At 47.6% G+C, this 21,111-nt stretch carries 16 protein-coding genes and 1 pseudogene; 8 read left to right on the top strand and 9 right to left on the bottom strand.

Annotated features, from left to right (window positions below):
• Window positions 1-302 precede the first annotated feature (302 nt).
• The gene (locus tag V4C51_RS13310) at window positions 303-1,406 is read right to left on the bottom strand and encodes a hypothetical protein (protein ID WP_330926662.1); all 1,104 of its coding nucleotides are present in this window, start codon (window positions 1,404-1,406) and stop codon (window positions 303-305) included.
• 216 nt (window positions 1,407-1,622) lie between these two features.
• Window positions 1,623-3,326, bottom strand: a complete 1,704-nt coding sequence (locus tag V4C51_RS13305) for a SufS family cysteine desulfurase (protein WP_330926661.1) — start codon at window positions 3,324-3,326, stop codon at window positions 1,623-1,625.
• A 183-nt stretch (window positions 3,327-3,509) separates the two neighbouring features.
• On the opposite strand from V4C51_RS13305, the gene V4C51_RS13300 reads away from it, so the two are divergent.
• Window positions 3,510-5,192, top strand: coding sequence for a helix-hairpin-helix domain-containing protein (locus V4C51_RS13300; protein WP_330926660.1), 1,683 nt, complete (start codon window positions 3,510-3,512; stop codon window positions 5,190-5,192).
• Here the strand turns inward: V4C51_RS13300 and V4C51_RS13295 are convergent.
• Complete coding sequence (locus V4C51_RS13295; protein WP_330926659.1) at window positions 5,189-5,728, bottom strand: pilin; 540 nt, start codon at window positions 5,726-5,728, stop codon at window positions 5,189-5,191. The genes V4C51_RS13300 and V4C51_RS13295 overlap by 4 nt on opposite strands.
• Window positions 5,729-6,458: 730 nt before the next feature.
• Window positions 6,459-6,585: pseudogene (locus tag V4C51_RS18155) on the bottom strand (pilin); the annotation flags it as partial.
• Between the two features lie 288 nt (window positions 6,586-6,873).
• On the opposite strand from V4C51_RS18155, the gene pilB reads away from it, so the two are divergent.
• The gene (gene pilB, locus V4C51_RS13285; protein ID WP_330926658.1) at window positions 6,874-8,574 is read left to right on the top strand and encodes a type IV-A pilus assembly ATPase PilB; all 1,701 of its coding nucleotides are present in this window, start codon (window positions 6,874-6,876) and stop codon (window positions 8,572-8,574) included.
• A 95-nt stretch (window positions 8,575-8,669) separates the two neighbouring features.
• On the opposite strand, the gene rpoD is transcribed toward pilB, so the two are convergent.
• The 4 genes from rpoD to rpsU form a co-directional block, all read right to left on the bottom strand.
• Complete coding sequence (gene rpoD, locus V4C51_RS13280) at window positions 8,670-10,493, bottom strand: RNA polymerase sigma factor RpoD (protein WP_330926657.1); 1,824 nt, start codon at window positions 10,491-10,493, stop codon at window positions 8,670-8,672.
• A 433-nt stretch (window positions 10,494-10,926) separates the two neighbouring features.
• Window positions 10,927-12,843, bottom strand: coding sequence for a DNA primase (dnaG, locus tag V4C51_RS13275; RefSeq protein ID WP_330926656.1), 1,917 nt, complete (start codon window positions 12,841-12,843; stop codon window positions 10,927-10,929).
• 159 nt (window positions 12,844-13,002) lie between these two features.
• Window positions 13,003-13,455 (bottom strand): GatB/YqeY domain-containing protein, encoded by a 453-nt coding sequence (locus V4C51_RS13270; protein WP_330926655.1) that lies wholly within the window; start codon window positions 13,453-13,455, stop codon window positions 13,003-13,005.
• Between the two features lie 393 nt (window positions 13,456-13,848).
• Window positions 13,849-14,064, bottom strand: coding sequence for a 30S ribosomal protein S21 (gene rpsU, locus V4C51_RS13265; RefSeq protein WP_263081988.1), 216 nt, complete (start codon window positions 14,062-14,064; stop codon window positions 13,849-13,851).
• Between the two features lie 313 nt (window positions 14,065-14,377).
• Here rpsU and tsaD point away from each other — a divergent pair, with 313 nt between their 5' ends.
• The 6 genes from tsaD to V4C51_RS13235 all read left to right on the top strand — a co-directional run bounded on the left by tsaD (window position 14,378) and on the right by V4C51_RS13235 (window position 20,351).
• Window positions 14,378-15,412, top strand: coding sequence for a tRNA (adenosine(37)-N6)-threonylcarbamoyltransferase complex transferase subunit TsaD (tsaD, locus tag V4C51_RS13260; protein WP_330926654.1), 1,035 nt, complete (start codon window positions 14,378-14,380; stop codon window positions 15,410-15,412).
• Window positions 15,409-15,774 (top strand): dihydroneopterin aldolase, encoded by a 366-nt coding sequence (gene folB, locus V4C51_RS13255; protein WP_330926653.1) that lies wholly within the window; start codon window positions 15,409-15,411, stop codon window positions 15,772-15,774. Before tsaD ends, folB begins: the two co-directional genes overlap by 4 nt.
• Complete coding sequence (locus tag V4C51_RS13250; protein WP_330926652.1) at window positions 15,771-16,151, top strand: 2-amino-4-hydroxy-6-hydroxymethyldihydropteridine diphosphokinase; 381 nt, start codon at window positions 15,771-15,773, stop codon at window positions 16,149-16,151. The genes folB and V4C51_RS13250 overlap by 4 nt, the downstream gene beginning before the upstream one ends.
• 300 nt (window positions 16,152-16,451) lie before the next feature.
• The gene (locus tag V4C51_RS13245; RefSeq protein ID WP_420797676.1) at window positions 16,452-17,774 is read left to right on the top strand and encodes a WD40 repeat domain-containing protein; all 1,323 of its coding nucleotides are present in this window, start codon (window positions 16,452-16,454) and stop codon (window positions 17,772-17,774) included.
• Window positions 17,775-18,054: 280 nt separating this feature from the next.
• Window positions 18,055-19,245, top strand: a complete 1,191-nt coding sequence (locus V4C51_RS13240; RefSeq protein WP_330926650.1) for a PrnB family protein — start codon at window positions 18,055-18,057, stop codon at window positions 19,243-19,245.
• Window positions 19,242-20,351 carry an aminotransferase class V-fold PLP-dependent enzyme gene (locus tag V4C51_RS13235; protein WP_330926649.1) on the top strand — a complete coding sequence of 370 codons (1,110 nt, stop codon included), beginning with the start codon at window positions 19,242-19,244 and terminating at the stop codon, window positions 20,349-20,351. Before V4C51_RS13240 ends, V4C51_RS13235 begins: the two co-directional genes overlap by 4 nt.
• Here the strand turns inward: V4C51_RS13235 and V4C51_RS13230 are convergent.
• Entirely contained in the window at window positions 20,339-20,902 is a 564-nt protein-coding gene (locus V4C51_RS13230; protein WP_330926648.1) for a GNAT family N-acetyltransferase, read from the bottom strand. The genes V4C51_RS13235 and V4C51_RS13230 overlap by 13 nt on opposite strands.
• Between the last annotated feature and the right edge of the window lie 209 nt (window positions 20,903-21,111).

The following is a 21,111-nucleotide window of genomic DNA, read 5'->3' as shown; positions in this document are numbered from 1 at the left end:
TAAATTGGTCTAAAAATTCCTGCTTCTTCATCAAATAGCCCCACTATTATCCTCAGAAGCAGAAATTTTTATCCTCAATTTCTCGTAATCCTCGCTACGAGCGCTATTCTCGGACAGGCTCCTAGCTTCGTTATGAGAAGGGCTGGCGAAAAGTAAAGGCGAAGTTACTCGTCATGGCTGAAGCTATGGCGAGAAACTTCAATGCAGGATTTTCCCTCAGATAACCACTGTAATAGAACAGTTAAAAAGCGCGATTGGTATTGTATACGGTAGTACATTATTTAAACGTTTGAACGCTTTCGCTAATTGGAGACGCTACTTTGATACCCCCGTGTTTTTTTTATGACATTACCCGCGAGGCACGATTGACTTAAGGTATTTCTCTTGGGAGTTAAGAATATATAAAATGATTCAATAACTACAGGCGTTTTCTGTGGACAATTTTGAGCGCATGGTAAGTAGAAACCAAAGTATATCTGGTCGCCATGGATTTCTTCCAGTTCTTTGTGGCTAAGTTGTACCATGAATGTCTTTATATTGTTATCAGGTTCGTCCTTTGCGGCTTCGCTTTCAAGGGGTAGAGTTTTCCATGATTTATAGTTGGTCTTGATTTTTCCCGCATCGTTACCACTAAAGCTGACTATGCGTATACTTTCCGTTGGATAATCACTATTATCGTGAACGCGAAAAATAACGGTATAGTACTTATTTTTATTCTCCACCCCAATTCCATAATCAGACAACAGTATAATCATGGTTCTGTCTTCTGATGGGGCTTGCCAGGTGATTTCCACACCTTTGCCTTTTTGGACGATAAAAGTACTTTCAGGTGGTATCACAGGTTTCTCATAGCTTGTTAGCTCAGTCAGTAGTCGGAAGGAGATATTGGGAAGCTTCAATTCACTGAGAGGGCGGAATTTACCACCGGGTAATTCCCACCTATCGTTATTGGGTAACTGGGAAGAACCTGTTTCAGGTAAGGCGACACTTTCAGCTATGGCGAATGCGTGTGATTTTACAGTAGGTCCAGGGAGCTTCTTAAAGGGAAAGCAAGACGTTGTTTTTTTATCCGCTTCCTTAATGGTTTTTTTACAATCCGGGTTTTCCCCCTGAAATTCACCATCGTCAGGCGTTGAGGGCTGATTATGTACTACCGTTTTTTGGGATCCCGACAGATTCCGAGTAAAGTTACTTTCACTATCCGAATCTTCTGAGTCCCCCGGATTAGCAAAGAGACACCCATCATTATTTGGATAAGGACTTAACAATGTGATAACCACTGCCGCAAGCATAATTGAATACTTGCGCCACTGAAAAAGACGCCTTGCGATGGGTCGTTGCTGTTCGTCTATTTGCTTTGGATATAAATAAAATAGTCTATCTTGAAGAGTCGTTTTACCTTTCATGAGCATCACCTTGTCATGCTGTATAAAATGCAGCGGGTATTTGTCAGGTATTAAACGTCTTGTTTGCTGGTTAGTATTAGTTATTTTAAAAATGCCATTTTTTAAGTTGTTCTGATGTTAATTGTTATAGCGTATTTTAACCGTCTGCCATAGTGATCTAGTTATAGACGGTTTTTTATAGGCTGCAAGGTTTCTGTTCAAAAAGACAAATAAAGTTTAAGAAGAAGCCACTGATTTTATCGTGGTAATAATAGCCTGTAAGCCACTGCTTCGGGATGGGCTGAGATGTTGTGTTAACCCAAGTTTTTTAAACCAGTGGTCAATATCAAATGCCTGAATTTCCTGTGAAGTTTTATGGTTAAAAGCAACCAGTATCAAAGCTATCAATCCTTTAATAATCCGAGCGTCAGAATCAGCAATAAACTGCCACTGTCGAGAATTTTTGTCAAAACGATAGTGGAACCATACCGGGCTTTCACAACCCTGAAGCAGCGCTTGCTCTGTTTTTAACTGGTGAGATAGAGAGGGTAGCGATTTACCTAACCGGATAATTTCCCGGTAACGTGCTTGCCAGTGATTAAGTGGTAGCAGCGTATTATTAATATCTTTTTGAGTAACCCTTTTGCCAAAGGGCACATTGTCAAACATATCATTTATGTTGTTTATTCCTGCATCAATGACAGGCAGGGGGACTGTATTTTTCTCGTGCACGCTCGACAGTGATGCCAAAAAGGCATCCACATCTTCGGTGGTGTTGTACCCGGCAATGGACGCACGAACGGTGCCGCTAACCCCCAGAGCCTCCATATACGGCATGGCACAATGGTGCCCGACCCTGACTGCCACACCTTGCTGGTCCAGCAATGTACCAATGTCTTGCGGATGAAAATGCTCTGATATGAACGATATAACCGGTGCACCGTGGGCAAGTACACCTACCAGCCTGATGCCGTGTATGGACGACAAACCATCAACCAGGCGCTGCCTTAATTGTGCTTCATGATCCCTCAGTGCTTTGCCATCAAGACGCTTTATGAATGACAATGCTTCTGCAAGCCCAATAGCGCTGGCAATATTGGGCGTGCCCGCTTCAAATTTATGGGGTAGGTGATTAAAAGTAGTCTGCTCAAAACTCACGGAACGAATCATCTCACCTCCCCCTTGCCAGGGAGGCATGGCATCTAACAGCGCTTTTTTACCATAGAGAACCCCTATCCCCGTGGGACCAAAGGCCTTGTGCCCTGAGAAAGTATAAAAATCACAGTCCAGTGCCTGTACATCAACGGGTTGATGGGCAACAGCCTGTGCACCATCTATCAGCACACAAGCACCGACACTGTGGGCTTCGTCGATGAATGTTTTGACAGGATTAATCATGCCGGTAACGTTGGAGGTTTGCGTCATGGCCAACATCCTGGTTTTAGGGGAAAGCTGACGACGAAAGCTGGCAACATCCAATGCCCCTGAGGGCAAAATATTGATGACTTTAACCACCGCTCCCGTCCTTTTAGCCACTAACTGCCAGGGCACAATATTAGCGTGATGCTCCATCCGCGTTAGCAAAATCTCATCACCTTTGGACAGGTTCTGTTCACCCCAACTATAGGCTACCAGGTTGATGGCTTCTGTCGTGCCTCGCGTCCAGATAATTTCATTGCCATGGCGGGCATTCAGAAAGTGCTGCACTGTATTGCGTGCCTGCTCATAAGCGGCAGTCGCGCGGGCGCTAAGGGCATGAGCCCCACGGTGGACGTTGGCATTGTTTTCCCGGTAATACTGTGAAGTTGCTTCAATCACTGACAGTGGCTTATGGGTTGTAGCGGCATTGTCCAAATAGACCAGGGGGGTGCCATTGACGTGCTGATGAAGGGCAGGAAACAAAGCGCGTAAATCACGGGGCTTTAGAACAGGTTGAGTCATAAAATCGCTAATCGCGTAACAAGTGGATCAAGTGCCTGTGGATTCTAGGCTCTATTGCTATAAAAATGCAATCGACCTGCATCAAATCCTGCCTGATTCCATGGGAAAACGGCCCTTTTTATCGCCCGTGCTGTCTGTGGTAGCGTGGTAATAACGAAGAGCCTACAAGTGAAGGGGCACAGGGTGAAGGAACTCTTTCTATGGTTATTGCCGGTGCTGTCACACGCGGCTGCCTGTCCACAGTTGTCTGATAGTGAGGCAAAAAAAGCCATCATCGAGATCACTGATGCGATTAGTTATCACGACAAACTGTACTTTCAACACAATAAAGCTGAAATTACCGATGCTGAGTATGACCAATTAAGCCATCAGCTCGCTCACTTCCAATCCTGTTTTCCCAGCCTTTTCGTTCCTCCTGTCAGCCATAACAGTATCCGGGGAGAATCCCAACAGCATTGGGCATTTATGGGCAGCTTGCATAAAACCTATGAGCCTGACGACGTACAGGCTTTTCTCACTAAACACCAAAAAAGCACCTTTATCCTTCAGCCAAAGATTGACGGTATTGCTGTTGAGCTTGTCTACGAGCATGGACATCTTCAGTCAGCCGCTACACGTGGTGATGGCAAACGCGGGCTTAATATCCTCAGTCAGGTAGATAAGATTCCAGCGATACCCAAGCAGTTGCCCGTCGATACCGTGGTTATTCTCCACGGAGAGCTATTTGCGCGCTTGGACTTTTTTGACGATGGACTCGGGCACTACGCGTCTGCCCGCCATTATGTGGCAGGTCATATTAATCGCAAAAAAACGGATACTGATGCCATGAGAAAACTGGATTTTTTTCCGTGGCGCTGGGTAAATTCTCCCTATTCCTCAAGGCTTGAAGCTACCGGGACGTTGGCTAAAATGGGGTTTTCGTGGCCCGCTTTGTATACCCACAAGGTAGGGACTCTGGCAGATATCCGGAAACATCGTGAGCTATTGATGAATCCTCCAAAGCCTCTGCCTTTTTTGATGGATGGCATTGTCGTGAAAGTCAATGTTAGCCCTGACAATCAGCGTCCAGTCAATGAAGAAAGGCCCTCCTGGGCTATTGCTTGGAAATTTCCTGCACAAACGGCCTTAACCAAGGTAAAGGGCATTGATTTTGTCATTGGTCGGTCGGGAAAAATAACGCCAGTGCTGTCTGTGGATACTGTAAAACTGGGTGCGCAAGCGGTTTCATCTGTTTCCCTTGGCAGTGTGGGTCGGTTAAAGCAGTACGATATTACCCCAGGAGATACTGTATCCATCGGGCTTCAGGGGCAAGCCACCCCGGTTTTTAAACGGGTAGTGATTCATACATCAGATCACAGGCCAATTGATATACCGGCGGCAGATGTTTATACACCTTTTAGCTGTTTACGATACACACTCCCATGCAAACAACAGTTTTTTGCACGATTACTCTGGTTTACCGGATCCCACGGTCTGGCCATACCCTCAATGAACAGGACTATCCTGGATACATTGGTTGACAATGGTCATATCAAGGTGTTGGCTGATGTGTTGCGATTGGACGAGGTGGGGGGAGGCGCGTCAGAGAAAGCTGTGTTACTGCCGGATGTCCTGAACCATGTAATTACGCAGCCTTTTGATGTCAAGCTGATAGCATTGAGCCTGCCTGATGTTGGCACCAAACGCGCGCGCGCTTTGGCCCAACATTTTAACAACTTTCATGCCTTATTGCTGGCAACGCCTAAAACTATAAGTCAATTGACATCTATATCAATAGCACAGGCGCGATTAATACAGCAGTATTTGAAAACACAAGAAATAGCAGAAGTCATCTTACTCATGAGCGATTCGTCACACACAGACTAATTGGATGATGCTGGCATCTTAGGTATTATATATTTCTTAGGTACTATAAACCCACCGCGTTTTTGCTGATTGTATATGCTGAAAGAGGTGACAGCATCCAGTTGGCACAGTGCGTTTTTGGTGGTAACACCGCTATTATTGCACGTCATTTGCCAGGTACTACCGTCGTAGGAGCGAAACCCCAGGTACTGGTAGCTGAAGGCGCCGCCAGGCAATACCACAAGGGTGATATAGCCACTGTCACTGAATCCCAGACGTATTTTCCCTGCTGCTGCCGGGACTCCGCCGGTTCCCCCCGGAACACAATCATCCAAAGTTTGTGTTTGTGTACAAATGGCGATGGCTGACTGATAAGGTTTGATCTCGCTCAGGGCCGCTGTTACGGATGCGTTACGGGTATATTCCTGGTATTGAGGAATCGCAACAGTGGCCAGTACACCAATGATGGCCACCACAATCATAAGTTCTATTAGCGTGAAGCCATGGGGTTTCTCACGGGGAATGATTTGAGTGTTGCGTTTAATGGTCGACAACATTTGCCCTATACCTCAGATTACCTGAAAAGCCCCTTAGAGCCAGTATAAAAAAGCATGTTCTTGAGTGTTGCGTTAACATGCTTTGCGTGGAAATACCTGCCTGGGCTTGGTTTGTCCAATGAGTGGGGAAATTAAGGCAGGCGTTCCTAGGAGCCTGTCGGACTTAAGACAATTTCGGCCTAAAATCCAGGAAGTGCGAGAAAGTACGAGAAAGTGCGGCCAGAATTTCCGATTAATTTGCTTAAATAGGTCAACTATTCGCACAAATTGATCGAAAATTCTGACTCGCCCTACTGAATTTTATGCTCGAAAGCATAAGTCCGACAGGCTCCTAGGCATGGGAACGGGGTGACAAGTTTGCCTCAGAAGCCGCCGCCTGATTTCTGATTCCAGGCGACATTGGCAGTCACAGCGCCGGTGGCACATAAGTTATTGTTTGTTGTTATACCTTGATTGTTACAGCTCATTATCCAGTTGCCACCGGCATCGTCAGATCTGAATATCAGCGTCTGTGTGCCAAAATTGCCTGCGGGGGTAACAATAAGTTCTGCGTAATTATTATTTGAATAGGTGCCTTGGGTGATCTTTCCGGCAGCAGGAGGTACCTGTGTGCTGTTAGCAGATGTTGTTAACGTGCAATTTTGGATAACGTCTGTCTGGGCGCAAATAGCAATGGCTGTTTGATAAGATTTCACCTCGCTTAGGGCCGCTGTTGCCAAGGCATTGCGGGTATACTGCTGATATTGAGGAATCGCGACAGAGGCCAGAATACCAATGATTGCCACAACAATCATGAGTTCTATCAAGGTAAAACCGGTTAGCCTCGATGGTATAAGATACTGTCTGTTAAAGTCCATTTTGCAATCCCCGTTAGTAAAATCCATTTTATTTTATAGCTAGTGCCTGTTTCTATCGGCGTCTTACCAATTTGCTTGAATGCTCAACGCCCTCGTTACCCCTTCAGGGTTGGTCATTGATAAGACTTTGCGAGCTGGTTATAGTAATCAATAACAATAATGATAAGAGTCTTCAACCCAAGAAGAGTCTTCAACCGGGAAAGAGTCCTCAACCGGGAAAGAGTCTTCAACCGGGAAAGAGTCTTCAACCGGGAAAGAGTCTTCAATCCATAAAGGTCTTCAACTACTATGGCAGATAAACCGCTTACAGGTCTCGCTGCCCGTCTGGTAGCAGAAGAGTTCCTGAGTGAGGAAAAAGTCCGCTCAGCGATGCTAAAGGCGCAGACTGAGAGTATCTCGTTATCTAACAGCCTTGTATCCTCAAATCTTGTTGCTTCAAGGGACATCGCTGAATTGACCAGCAAAGAGTTTGGTATCCCTGTATTGAATATAAGTACTATTGATATGGGCACCATGGACAAAGAGCTGGCTCCCCTCAAACTCATTAGAAAGCATCAAATTATGCCATTGGTTTGTCGTGGGAAGCACTTATTTGTTGCCGTGACAGACCCCACACAAGAGCAGGTGTTTGAAGAGTTTCGATTTAATACAGGAAAAACAATCCACCCGGTGATTGTTGAAGAAGGTAAGCTGGGGCCTTTTATTGAACGGGTACTGGATGACCCGGAAAATGCATTGTCTGATGATGATGACGATGATGCCATGGGAAATGTTGAAACTGCCCATTCGGGTGATTCTGACCAGGGAGAGGGTGAAGATGATGAAACTGATGCGCCTGTTGTTAAGTTCGTCAATAAGATGCTGCTTTCAGCTATTAAAGGAGGGGCTTCTGACCTTCACTTTGAGCCTTATGAGAAAAGCTACCGGGTTCGCTTTAGAACCGATGGCGTACTAGAAGAAATTACCCGACCACCTATTACCCTGGCGCCGAAAATATCTTCTCGTCTGAAGATTATGTCTGAGATGGATATTTCCGAGCGCCGCAAACCGCAGGATGGTCGTATAAAATTGAAGCTGTCCAAAACCAAAGCCATTGATTTCAGGGTAAATACCTGCCCAACCCTGTGGGGAGAAAAGATCGTTCTGCGTATTTTGGACTCATCAAGCGCCCAAATGGGGATTGATGCCCTTGGTTATGAAGAAGACCAAAAAGGGATGTACATGGAAGCCCTGTACCAACCCCAGGGGATGATTCTGGTTACAGGTCCCACAGGTTCGGGTAAGACCGTGTCTTTATACACGGGGCTTAATATCCTCAATACCACGGAGCGAAATATCTCAACGGCAGAAGACCCGGTGGAAATTAACCTCGATGGCATCAACCAGGTCAATGTAAACCCCAAGCAGGGGATGGATTTTGCCGAAGCACTACGGGCATTTCTGCGTCAGGACCCTGATATTATTATGGTCGGTGAGATCCGGGATCTGGAAACGGCGAATATTGCCATAAAAGCCGCCCAGACCGGCCATATGGTCATGTCGACTCTGCACACTAACAGTGCGCCGGAAACACTCACGCGTCTGCAAAATATGGGCGTTCCTCCTTTTAATATTGCCACCTCCGTGAGCTTGATTATTGCCCAGCGACTGGCTCGAAGGCTTTGTAACCGCTGCAAAGAAGAGCTGAGTATTCCTGAAGAAACGTTAATCAGTGAAGGTTTTACTGCAGATCAGTTGAAAAATTTAAGTATCTACGGGCCTGTTGGGTGTGACCAGTGTAATAAAGGCTACAAGGGACGGGTAGGTATTTATGAAGTGGTTAAAATGACGCCTGATTTGCAAAAAATCGTTATGGCAGAGGGGAATTCTCTGGAAATTGCTGCAGTGGCTCAAAAGGCCGGATTCAATAACCTGCGCCAGTCAGGCATTATAAAAGTGATTGAAGGGGTAACCACCTTGGAGGAAGTTAACCGCGTAACATCCGAATAGCACATCGTCGCAGGCTCCCCTGGCTAAAAAACCGCCACAGGCCCGAAGAAGCATTATGCCTTTTCGGGCCTGTTTTTTTTCAAGTGGCTTACCGATTACTCATCAAGGAAGCTACGTAAATGGTCTGAGCGCGTTGGATGGCGGAGCTTTCTCAAGGCTTTGGCTTCAATCTGACGAATACGCTCACGGGTTACGTCAAATTGCTTGCCAACTTCCTCAAGGGTGTGGTCGGTATTCATATCAATACCAAAACGCATTCGCAACACTTTCGATTCCCGCGCGGTCAGACCTGATAATACTTGTCGGGTAGACTCCATCAGGCCCGAGTTGGTAGCACGGTCAACGGGTGATTGCATGGCCGCATCCTCGATAAAATCTCCCAGATGCGAGTCTTCATCATCGCCAATGGGTGTCTCCATTGAGATGGGTTCTTTAGAGATTTTGAGCACCTTACGAACTTTGTCTTCAGGCATTTCCATGCGCTGGGCTAGCTCTTCAGGCGTTGCCTCCCGACCCATTTCCTGTAGCATCTGGCGCGAAATCCGGTTCAGTTTGTTGATGGTTTCAATCATATGCACCGGAATGCGAATGGTGCGTGCCTGATCAGCAATAGAGCGGGTAATAGCCTGACGAATCCACCAGGTGGCATAGGTTGAAAATTTATAACCACGGCGGTACTCAAACTTGTCAACGGCCTTCATCAGACCAATATTGCCTTCTTGAATCAGGTCAAGAAACTGCAAGCCACGATTGGTGTATTTTTTGGCAATAGAGATCACCAGGCGGAGGTTAGCCTCTACCATCTCTTTTTTTGCACGGCGCGCGCGTGCTTCACCCAGCGACATCTTACGGTTGATGTCTTTGACCTGGGGCAGTGTCATCAGAAACTCTTTTTCAATATTGGCTAGTTTCTTTTGAGCACGGATAATTTCTACCTGGTAGTTTTCTATGTTATTGGCATAGTTCCCGCTGCCCGATTTAATTACGTTAACCCATTCCAGGTTGGTTTCATTGCCTGGGAAGCTTTGCAGGAAGATCTTCCGGGGCATTTTTGCGCGGCGGACACACAGCTGCATCACTGTCCGCTCATTGGTACGGATATTATTCAGGGTATTTCGAATACGGAAGACAAGCAGATCAAAGATGCGCGGTACAAGCCTGAAGGTAACGAAAATATCTGCCAGCTCATCCTGTGATGCTTTGGTGGTTTTGGCGGTGATGCCTTCTTTTAGCTGGATAGCCGTGGTTTTCTCCAGTTGCGCCTTTAATTCCCCAAAACGCTCTTTGGCTTCTTCAGGGTCAAGGCCGCCAGGCTCCTCACTGTCTTCGTCTTCCCCCGAATCATCGCTATCGAAGTCTCCCGGGGTCAGATCTGGCGCGGCTGTAGCCGTAGGAATGGCTTCTTCATCAGGGTCAATGTAGCCGCTGATTAAATCATTAAGACGGCCTTCTGTTTCGACAATCCGGTCATATTCATCCAGAACAATTTGAACAGACCCTGGAAATTTGGCCAAAGAAGACATGACTTCCCGCCACCCTTCCTCAATGCGTTTTGCTATTTGGATTTCGCCTTCACGGGTCAAAAGCTCTACTGTACCCATTTCACGCATATACATGCGAACGGGGTCAGTTGTTCGACCCGTTTCTTGCTCAACAGCAGCAAGTGCGGCGGCCGCTTCTTCAGCAGCGGCCTCATCGGTATCGGCTTCGGACATGAGCAGCGTATCAGCGTCCGGAGCCGTTTCGTAGACATTGATTCCCATATCGTTGATCATGCGGATAATGTCTTCCACCTGATCAGGATCGGAAATATCTTCCGGCAGATGGTCGTTAACCTCCGCGTAAGTCAGGTATCCCTGTTCCTTACCGCGGGTGATAAGCTCTTTCAGTCGGGATTGTTGTTGAGAATTTGCTGACATATCAACCCTTTAACAACAGCGAAAGTGAGGTGCCGGACGAAAAAACGTAAGCAGGCAAGTATAGCTCATAAGTCGAGACTGGCAGCACGTTGCCACTGTTTGCTCGATTACTGATGGAGCGAGGCACCGAAATGCAGTCCATGATGCAGATTCCCTTCCTTGGTATTTTCAGACCGGGAGTGTATTGTGCAGTTGCAGAGTCTAAAAAAACAAACCTGTGGCGTGGGACAATAATGTTGTTTTTGTTTGAACAACCACAACACCAAAACTTGCCTGCTCGTGGAAGAGTGAGCTTGGGGGTACGAAGTCACCTTCACCTACTTCTTCCTTTACTACCAGGGGTGTTTTTTAGAGGCTCATTAGCTAAATCACGTCGACTTTTCACCGGGCATGGTGAAATTCAAGTATATACCTAAAAAAGCCCTTTATGCAGTTATTTTTTTTCAGTATTTTCCCTAAGCATTACTGGTAGTTGAAGAAGTTTTCTGTATTGTTGTCGCTGCCGCGCGTTCATTTGCGAAAGGGGCTGGCTTGCCAGCGCCTGTTTTAGTTCATTGAGCCGCGCCTGCTTTTGCTCATTTTCTATTTTCTCCATGATGTGTCTCAGCGCCTCATGGAACTCCTGTTCATTGGTTTGAGTACCAAGGTCAAGCTCCACTTGCTTCAGCAGGCGCTGACCTTCAGTCGTGCCGTATTCCTGTGAGATCAGGGCACACGCTGACAGGCCGGGGGAGTGCCGCAAGGTTTCCAGCAGTTTGGCCAGTATCCGGCAATCCCCTGAAGAGCTTTCCTTCAAGCGGGTAATCATTTCAGCGGCAACGCCTGTTGCCAGTGATGTATTGCTAATTAGCTGGCGAATGGCATAGTCTGCCGCACTGACTTTACTGACAGGTTGTGGTGATGGCTGAACAGGTGATATCCGGTATAAGGGGGCTGCCGTCGAGGAATAATAGTGGGGGGCGCCAGTGTCAGCCGGAACACGATGCAAATGCTCAGTCCCTGCGGGGGGGGATGCGGGTGCCGGTGAGCTGTCCACAAAAGACTGTGGCTCTTCAGATAAATGACTCAGTAGCTGGTGCTTATCCAGGCCGGTCCGAGCTGCGAGTTTATCCAGGATCAGCGCTTTAAAAATCCCTTCGGGTAATTGGTTCATGTAGGGCTGAGCCAGCTTTGTTAATCGTGCTCTTCCATCCATAGCGTTAAGGTCAAGCCCTTCTTCGAGGGCGTTGAACAAGAAATTATCCAGGCTCAGGGTGTGTTGCCGGATGCGGTTGCGGAAGGCCTCAGCGCCTTCTTGACGAATGATGCTGTCAGGGTCTTCCCCTTGAGGTAAAAACAAAAAGCGCGCCTGGCGACCATCTTCCATTAAGGGAAGCGTTGACTCAAGGGCACGCCAGGCGGCCCTGCGACCGGCATCGTCACCGTCAAAACAAAATACCACATCAGGCACCAGTTTAAACAGTCGCCGCATATGATCTGCGGTGGTAGCCGTTCCCAAGGTGGCGACACTGTTGGTGATGCCCTGCTGAAACAGGGCGACAACATCCATATACCCCTCAACGACAATTACCTGGTCCAAAGAGCGGTTGGCTTTGCGGGCTTCATACAAACCGTAAAGCTCTTTACCCTTAAGGAAGACCGGGGTTTCTGGTGAGTTCAGATACTTCGGTTTTCCGTCGCCAAGAATCCGGCCACCAAAGGCGATAGTCCGACCACGGCTATCCCGGATGGGAAACATCAAGCGGTCTCTGAACCGGTCATAAATACGTCCAGTGTCATCTTGTTTAACAAGAAGTCCTGACTCAATCAGTTTTTTGTCAGAAATACCCTGATTGTTCGAAAATGTTTGCAGGTTATCCCAGCCCGGTGGAGAAAAACCAATATTGAATGTCTCGATGCACTGTTTGTCCAATCCACGGTGTTTTAAATACTGGGCAGCCTTTGGTGAGGCTTCATGCTGGCGCAGCTGTGTCTGAAAAAAGGCGGCTGCTTTTTCCAGTAATTGATAGAGGTCTGAATAATCTGGCCCCTTGATGGCGTGTGTATTTTGTTCTCGAGGCACCTCAAGTCCCAGTCTGCCCGCCAGCTCATCCACCGCTGTGGGAAAGTCCAGGTGATCGAAGTCCATCACAAACCCCAGCGCGTTCCCGCTGGCACCACAGCCAAAGCAGTAATAAAATTGTTTTTCAGGGCTGACGCTGAATGAGGGGGTTTTTTCTTGGTGAAATGGGCAGCAGGCTGAATAGTTTCGACCGGTTTTCTTGAGTTTTACCCGGCTGTCGACGATGTCAACGATATCGAGTCGAGCAAGAAGGTCGTCGATAAAATACTGTGGAATGCGTCCGGCCATAACGGAATGTGGATACTTTGCCGTGAAAGAGATACAGGAAGATTATCACTGACACTGCCAATAGTCAGCACATTCAATCGTTAGCGTATTTGATAGTCAACACATTGCCCGCAGGGACGGGGTGACAGATAGTTGCAAAAACGGCAGTTTACTGGATTGTTAACCAGTAAGCCGGCTTTTTACAATTGCGCTGATCGCAGACATATCAGCACGACCGTGAGCCTCAGACTTAACCATAGCCATCACTTTTCCCATATCCCGCATGCTTGAAGCACCCGTTTCAGCAATAGCCTGGTTAACGAGTCCGATCAGTTCAGCTTCAGACAGCTGTGCCGGAAGAAAATCTTTAAGGATAGCCAGCTCAACCTTTTCCTGGTCAGCAAGATCGGTGCGCCCTGCAGATTCAAACTGAACAATAGCATCGCGGCGTTGCCTGACCATTTTGTCCAATACGGCAAGGGCGCGCTTGTCGTCAATGGATTTCTCATCCACTTCAACGCGCTGCAATTCTGCCAGGGCCAGTCTCACCGTTGCCAGACGAGCTTTATCGCGATTGCGCATAGAGGCCTTCATGGCTTCTTTCAGTTGTGCTTTGACCTTGCATTCGCTCATGCTCAATCCCTTTTTTCTGACATTTTATGAGAGCAGACCAGGAGCCTGCCGGACTTATGCTTTCGAGCATAAAATTCTGGCCGCGCTTTCTCGCACTTTCTCGCACTTTCTCGCACTTCCTGGATTTCAGGCAGAAATTGTCTTAAGTCCGACAGACTCCTAGCCCGGATATTTCATAAACTGCCCTGAGAATTGCGCGGAACCTTGCGGCTCTAAGGGATTTTGCGAAGGAGCGCCGTACCGGGGAGTACGGTCGACTGAGCAAGACTCCCTTAGAGCCGCAAGGAGCAAGCAAGGCCAGGAGCATGTTTATGAAATATCCGGGCTAGTATTTCAGCCGGTCACCAGTTCCGGGCAGATACGTATACCAAACAGCTGTTAATTTGCAACAGATTAATACAAACGCTCACGACGGCGCTGTTCGCGTTGCAGTTTTTTCAGATGACGCTTGACGGCTGCAGCAGCTTTACGCTTGCGAACTGAAGTTGGCTTTTCGTAGTGCTCACGGCGGCGCACTTCAGCCAGAACGCCAGCTTTCTCGCAAGAGCGCTTAAAGCGGCGTAGAGCGATATCAAACGGTTCATTCTCTTTAACTTTAACAGCAGGCATGCAGAGCTCACCTTCCTATATAAAACAATGGTTGATTCAGTATGTATGTAGCGTCGCAAGCCGAACTTGTCAAAAGATTTGATGCCTTAAGGCGTCACCCAGGAGCCTATCGGACTTAAGACAATTTCGGCCTGAAATCTAGAAAGTGCGGCCAGGCTTTCAAACGACCTGCAAAAGACACCTGCGAAAGATCAAGAGTAGCCGCGTATTTTCAAGGCAGGAAATTTTAAAGGGTATTGCCTGAAAATGCAAAAGATCAACCCTTCCGGTATGATAATGATCCCACCACCCATAATATCAGAGAGTAAAGTGAATGATAGTCCTTGGGATTGAAACATCCTGCGATGAAACCGGTATAGCGCTTTATGACAGTGGACGTGGGCTGCTGGCTGATGCCTTGTACAGTCAGATAAGCATGCATAACGACTACGGCGGTGTTGTGCCTGAACTCGCCTCCCGGGATCACGTTCGTCGGGTCATCCCCCTCATTCTCAAGGTATTGCGCCAGAGCGGTATCGAAAAATCCGATATTGGGGCTGTGGCTTTCACCAAAGGACCGGGGCTGGTCGGCGCACTGATGGTCGGTGCCTGTACCGGGCGAGCGCTGGCCTGGGCCTGGGGCGTGCCGGCAATAGGTGTACACCACATGGAAGGCCATCTGTTGGCACCTATGCTCGAAGAGAATCCACCCGCGTTTCCCTTTCTGGCATTGCTGGTTTCTGGTGGGCATACACAGCTTGTGCAGGTCGATGGGATTGGGCATTACGCATTGCTAGGTGAGTCCCTGGACGATGCGGCAGGGGAAGCATTTGATAAAGCAGCTGCTATGCTTGGGCTAAACTATCCCGGAGGGCCGGCTATCTCTAAACTTGCGGTACAAGGTGTCACCGGACGTTTTCGGTTTCCAAGACCCATGACAGATCGGCCCGGGCTGGATTTTAGTTTCAGCGGCCTGAAAACGTTTACCCTCAATACTGTCGCCAGGTGCCAGCAAGAAGGCTGTTTCAACGACCAGGACAAAGCCGATATTGCCCGGGCCTTTGAAGAGGCTGTGGTTGATACCCTTACCCTGAAATGCCGCAGGGCTTTGCGACAAACCAACATGAAGCAACTGGTTATTGCCGGTGGCGTCAGTGCCAACCAACCCTTGAGACAGGCTCTGGAGGCCATGGTGACGAAAGAGCAAGCCACTTTGTATTATGCTCGCCCGGCATTGTGCACGGATAATGGTGCCATGATCGCCTTTGCCGGCTGTCAACGGTTGCTGGCAGGCCAGCGGGAGACGCTGGCAGTGGCGCCTGAACCCCGCTGGCCTATGGAAACACTGGAACCGGTAAACAGATCATGAAGATGAACGATAAAGTCCGCGTAGAAAACCTTGAAACGGAAGCAGTGATCGGCGTTTACGCGTTTGAGCAAGTTTCACCGCAACCGTTGTTGATTGATCTGGAACTCACCACAGACTTCTCCCGGGCATTTGAGAGCGACGATCTCAAAGATGCGCTGGACTACGATGCCTTGAGTAAAAAAGTACGATCGTTTTGCGAACAGTCACGTTACGCATTGCTCGAAGCACTTGCTGGTGGCATTATTTATCTGCTTTTTGAGCATCCTGCTATTAGTAAAGTGGGCGTGCGTATTCGTAAGCCACAAGCCCTGAAAGGGGCTATGGCCAGTGTATGGTGCGAACGAACAAGGGAGGCATTGTGACGCACTGTTTTGTTGGTATTGGTTCCAATGACGATCCAGAGCGTCATTGCCAGGCAATGATAGCAGCGCTGCGCAGTCGCTTTGGTGAGATACGGGTCAGCCAGTTATGCTGGTCACAAGCCCAGGGGAGAAAAGCGGCTGATTACTTAAATGGTGTCGTTTATTTTGAGGCTACCATTACCCCTGACGCGCTTAAATCCTGGTGTAAACAACTGGAAAAACAATTAGGCAGAACGCGTGGGTCTGTGGTTTGCAGGGCTGACCTTGATCTTCTGTTGCTTTGTGAGCGATACCCCCTGCCTGATGAATTTCCAGCGGTTGAAAGTTATTTTCAACCGTTGGTTGACGAACTGTTATGTGTAGTCGCTGATCCCTGATGTGGTGCGCTAAAAATGGACACTCTTGTACACAATTGTTTATAACCGGCGCAAAGGGATAAAGCGCTAGGAGCTTGTGGGACTTATGCTTTCGAGCATAAGTCCCACAAGCTCCTGGCCTCGATGGTGCGGGGATAACACTAGCAAACGAATAAAATACAATTTCAGGGTATTACGTTGTTAAGGTATTTTAAAAAATGTTGTTTGTACTGTTTTTTTTATAGCGGCATTGTTTTCTCTCATTACACGTTTGCGGTCAGTGACTATTTTCCGATATGTGAGCTTCCAGAAGATGTAATCTTGAAAACAGCAAAATATTTATCTGCTGAGGATAGAAGTCATCTCGCTAGAACCTGTAAAAAATTTGGATTCTGCCTTACTTTAAAAGAGCAGCTGAAAATACTAAGTCGGGAATATTATGGCGTTAGCCTTAAAGGGTATAGAAGATCAATAACAATCAATCATCTATCTTTTACTCCATACCAGAGCATTGATGATCCTTTGTTACTGCTTGCTTACCACAGATTTAAAAGTAATCAATTTCTGGCGTCAAAAAAAAATCAGCTGGAATGTATAGGGACACTGAAAGGGCATACCGAATGGGTGACAGCACTCATAATACTGCCTGATGGGCGACTGGTGTCGGGCTCTCGTGACAAAACCCTGAAGGTGTGGGATCTCAATAAACCAGAGAGGCAGCAATGTGTAGCAACGCTCAGTGGGGATTTTGAAGAGGTGATAGTGCTGACAATACTGCCTGATGGGCGATTTATATCAGGTTTTTATGACAATACTCTGAGGGTGTGGGATCTGAGCCAGCCAGAAGGGCAACAATGTTTAACAACGCTAAATGGGCATACCGGCTTTGTTGAAGTGGTCACAATACTGCCTGACGGGCGGTTGGTGTCGGGTTCTTATGACAATACGCTGAAGGTGTGGGATCTGAATCAACCTCAAGGGCAGGAATGTGTTGCAACGCTGAGGGGGCATACCAGCCGGGTGGGAAAAGTCCTAATACTGCCTGATGAACGATTTGTGTCGTGCTCTTATGACAATACTCTGAGGGTGTGGGATTTAAACCAACCGGAGGAGCGGCGCTGTTTAGCAACGCTGAGGGGGCATACCTCAGAAGTGACAGCAGTCAAAATGCTACCTGATGGTTGGCTGGTGTCGGGCGCTTGTGATAATACGCTGAAGGTGTGGGATTTGAATAAACCCAAGGGGCTGCGGTGTGTAGCAACGTTGACGGGGCATGCCTCAGGAGTGACAGCAGTCACGATACTGCCTGATGGTCGTATTGTGTCGTGCTCCTATGACAAAACCCTGAAGGTGTGGGATCTTAATCAACCAGAGGATAAACAATGTGTAGCAACGCTGAGCGGGCATACTGACTGGGTGACAGTAGTTAACATATTGTTTGATGGACGGATTGTGTCGGGTTCTTGTGACAATACCCTGAAGGTGTGGGATCTGAGCCAGCCGGAGGGAAAGAAATGCGTAGCAACGCTCAGTGGACATACCCAACAGGTTGTATTGATCAAAATACTGCCTGACGGGCGAATTCTATCGGGCTCTTTTGACAACACCATCAGGGTGTGGGATCTGAATAAACCTCAGCAGTAGCTACTGGACTGTGCTGAAAACTGATAAATGAATTTATCAAAAGCGTGTAAGATAACCATTTGCATAACCACTAAGGGAGCGACCAATATTATCGGGCTTGTGATGATGTTGAGTAATAATACCAGTTGACTCTTCTAACTCCGGTTTGGGCCGCTGGATCTGCGTTAAAACTCCTCGCAATAGCTAGCGCTATCACTCGTCACTTTGCCTTGCCCAGCCCAAAATAGCTTGCTCAATTCCGCGATTAGAAAAGACAATTGGTATTATTTGGAGATTTCACATGGCGACGAGGCTATCCCGTGCATTTGATGATTGGATCAGAAAGGACTTTAAGGCAATCAACTCCGAGTTAGAGTCATTGTACTTTGCTCAGCAGGCTCGTGAAAATGTCAGCGATATCGGTGAAAATCTCAAACAAGACCTGGTGATACAAGGAAATCACTTCGTATCCCGGCTGCTCAAAGAGGGCAATACTGACGAAGGTTTTGACAGTGGGTTTGATTTACTGGGTAACGTTGGATTTTTTCTTGCCGCGTGCAGACGTCATGAAGTGCCAGGCGCTATGGACCGGTCCGATCACAGTTTAAAAGAAGCTTCAGCACTTGCGATGCACCTTGGTGCCTCATTAGGGGTAGTGCCCCGGTTTGCGTCGGCGCATCTTGAAACCCATAACAGAGCCATTAACGGTGAATACAAAACATTCACTTCCCTGGAGGACGAAAAAATATTTCTTGATTACAATGTCAAAGGCGTGTTTGCCTATATTCGCGCGTCGGAAGCCTTGTTACATTGCCTGCCCCTGGGAATTTCTCACCCTGTCACCAAAGATCTTCTGGAGGTGGCGACAGTCGCCCTTAACGACGTCTACGTGAATAATGAGACCTTGTTTGCCATTCTCGATGTCGACCATTTTTTCTTCAACGTCAGGCCTTATTACAAAACGCACAGAGTGGGCAGGCACGAATACCGCGGGGCAAACGCCGGTGATTTCGCCGGTATCAATGTCATTGATTTACTGCTCGGATTGTGCCGGGGCGATGACCCGTATTATTCACAGCTATTAGTCGATAAGTTTTTGTTTATGCGCCCACAAGATCAATTGATCCTGCGCGATTGCATGCGCAGAAAAAGTTTGATGGACGAGTTTATTCAAGTCTCGGAACAAGACCGACAGTCCCGTTGGTATCAGGATAATCTCAGGGCCTTTCTGGCCGTGTGCGCGGCCCATGGAAAAACCGCTATTCAGCACCATCAAGCGTTGGTGTCCAAGTTCATTGTTAAGCCAGCTAATGACAACGTATTAACCCAAAAACAAGACATGACGGCCAGTGGCCCCCCTTTAGATGCGCTCATTACTGCACTGAAGAAGCTGCATGATTTACGGACCGCCGCAAACAGGAATGATATTCCCACACGCTATCAAGATGTTGAGTTCTTGCGAACGACCCTCACTACGGAGCAAACACAATGATCAAGAGCCACTTTGAGCTGGGCGAGGGGTTGTATCTGTTAAACCATTCCGTGGGTCGCTTGCCAGTGGATACGCCCGATTACGTGCAAACGCATTTTTTTGAGCCGTGGCGCACAGGCAGTCCAGATCCCTGGGGGCAATGGATGCAGGTGTTTGATACATTTCAACAAGCCCTTGCCACCTTGTTCAATTCTCAGCCTCAGCAATTTTGCCCGCAAGTTAACTTATCGAGCGGCTTGAGTAAACTGCTTGGCGCCTTTACTTCACCGGGCCAGAAGAAGGTCATTTTGATGACGGAGAATGATTTCCCGTCCATGGGCTTTGCCGCCGAATACGCTCTGCCTGAAGGATATCAGGTTCGCTTTATCCCGAAACATCTGGATATCCTGGATATGGATGTCTGGCATCAATATATGACAAAAGACGTTTATACCGTGTTTATTACCCATGCCCATTACAACACCGGTAAACTCGCCCCGGTACAAAAGGTCATTGAATTAGCCCATGAGCAAGGGGTATTGGCCATTGTAGATATCGCTCAGTCCAGTGGTGTAGTGCCCATTGATTTTTCCCTATGGAATGCCGATGTTGTCCTGGGGTCGTGCGTAAAGTGGTTATGTGGTGGCCCCGGCGCTGGTTTTATTTGGTTTAATGCGGCTATGGTGGGGAAATTAGCACCCAAAGACGTGGGATGGTTCTCACACAAAAATCCATTTGAGTTCAATATTCGGCATTTTGAGTACGCTGATGATGCCGCACGCTTTTGGGGTGGCACACCGTCAGTCATGCCTTATGTGGTGGCTACCCATGGTATCAATACGCTATTGGATATCGGCATACAACCTATTCGTGAACATAATCAGTCCATTACCCAGCGTATTGTGGATAGTCTGGATCAAACTGTGGTGGTGTCGCCTGTCAATCAAGAGCAGCGTGGTGGAACTTTGGTATTAAAGTTTCAACAGCAAGACGAGGTCGTGAAGGCGCTGCAACACCAGAAGGTAAAGTTTGACGTAAGGGCGTCAGGTATGCGCTTGTCTCCCCATATCTACACAGATAAATCAGAGACAGACACTTTACTGGATGTTTTCACTCAATTTAACTGAGGCCCTGCGGACTTCTGTATTTTGGTGTTGTGGATACCGTAGATGGCGTGATTGAGAATACTATCGCCGACTTTTTCCTGGTTGGTGATGATGCCTTCGAGTTGCATGCCTAAGCGTTCACAGACAGCTCTGCTTGGCAGGTTGCGCTCTGCTGCTGAAATTTGCGCTTTATTCATATAAAGTTGCGTGAAGGCATAATCGATAAGGTAGCGGCACACCCGCGTCATAATGCCATTGCCTTGATAGTCTTTACCTAACCAATAACCCATTTCAGCCACTTTAACGTCGTGTTTAATGGTATTGAAACCGCAATTACCCACAATATGGCCACAATAATCAATGGCACACATCATGGATTTACCCTCAGCATATTCGTGGAGAGAGCGCTTGACAAAGTCGTTGAAATCATCCTGGCTTTTACAAAACCTTGGCCACTGCAGCCACTGTGAAAGGTAGTCGTTGTCTTGTTTTACCAGCTCAACATACCTTTGAGTAAAGGCTTCATTGACAAGATATAAATTGATGTCGTTATCAACCGTTAGTTTAAACACCCGGGACACTCCTTTTTTCTTGTTTCTCTTGTTTTTCTCAAAGATTGTGAAGCGATAACACGGCTATTGTACTTTTAACGTTTTCGATTACAAGGGACGGCCAGAGTAACACTTCAGTTTTTGCTAGGAGGCTGTCCGAGAATAGCGCCCGTAGCGAGGATGGCAGAAAATTGAGGATAAAAAGTCGGAAATTTTTAGTGAATAGTGGT

Origin of the sequence: Candidatus Sororendozoicomonas aggregata (assembly GCF_031528575.1) — a bacterium.
Lineage (GTDB): Bacteria > Pseudomonadota > Gammaproteobacteria > Pseudomonadales > Endozoicomonadaceae > Endonucleibacter > Endonucleibacter aggregata.
The sequence above is the reverse complement of the archived record's forward strand: the minus strand, read 5'-3'. Positions and strand labels throughout refer to the sequence as shown.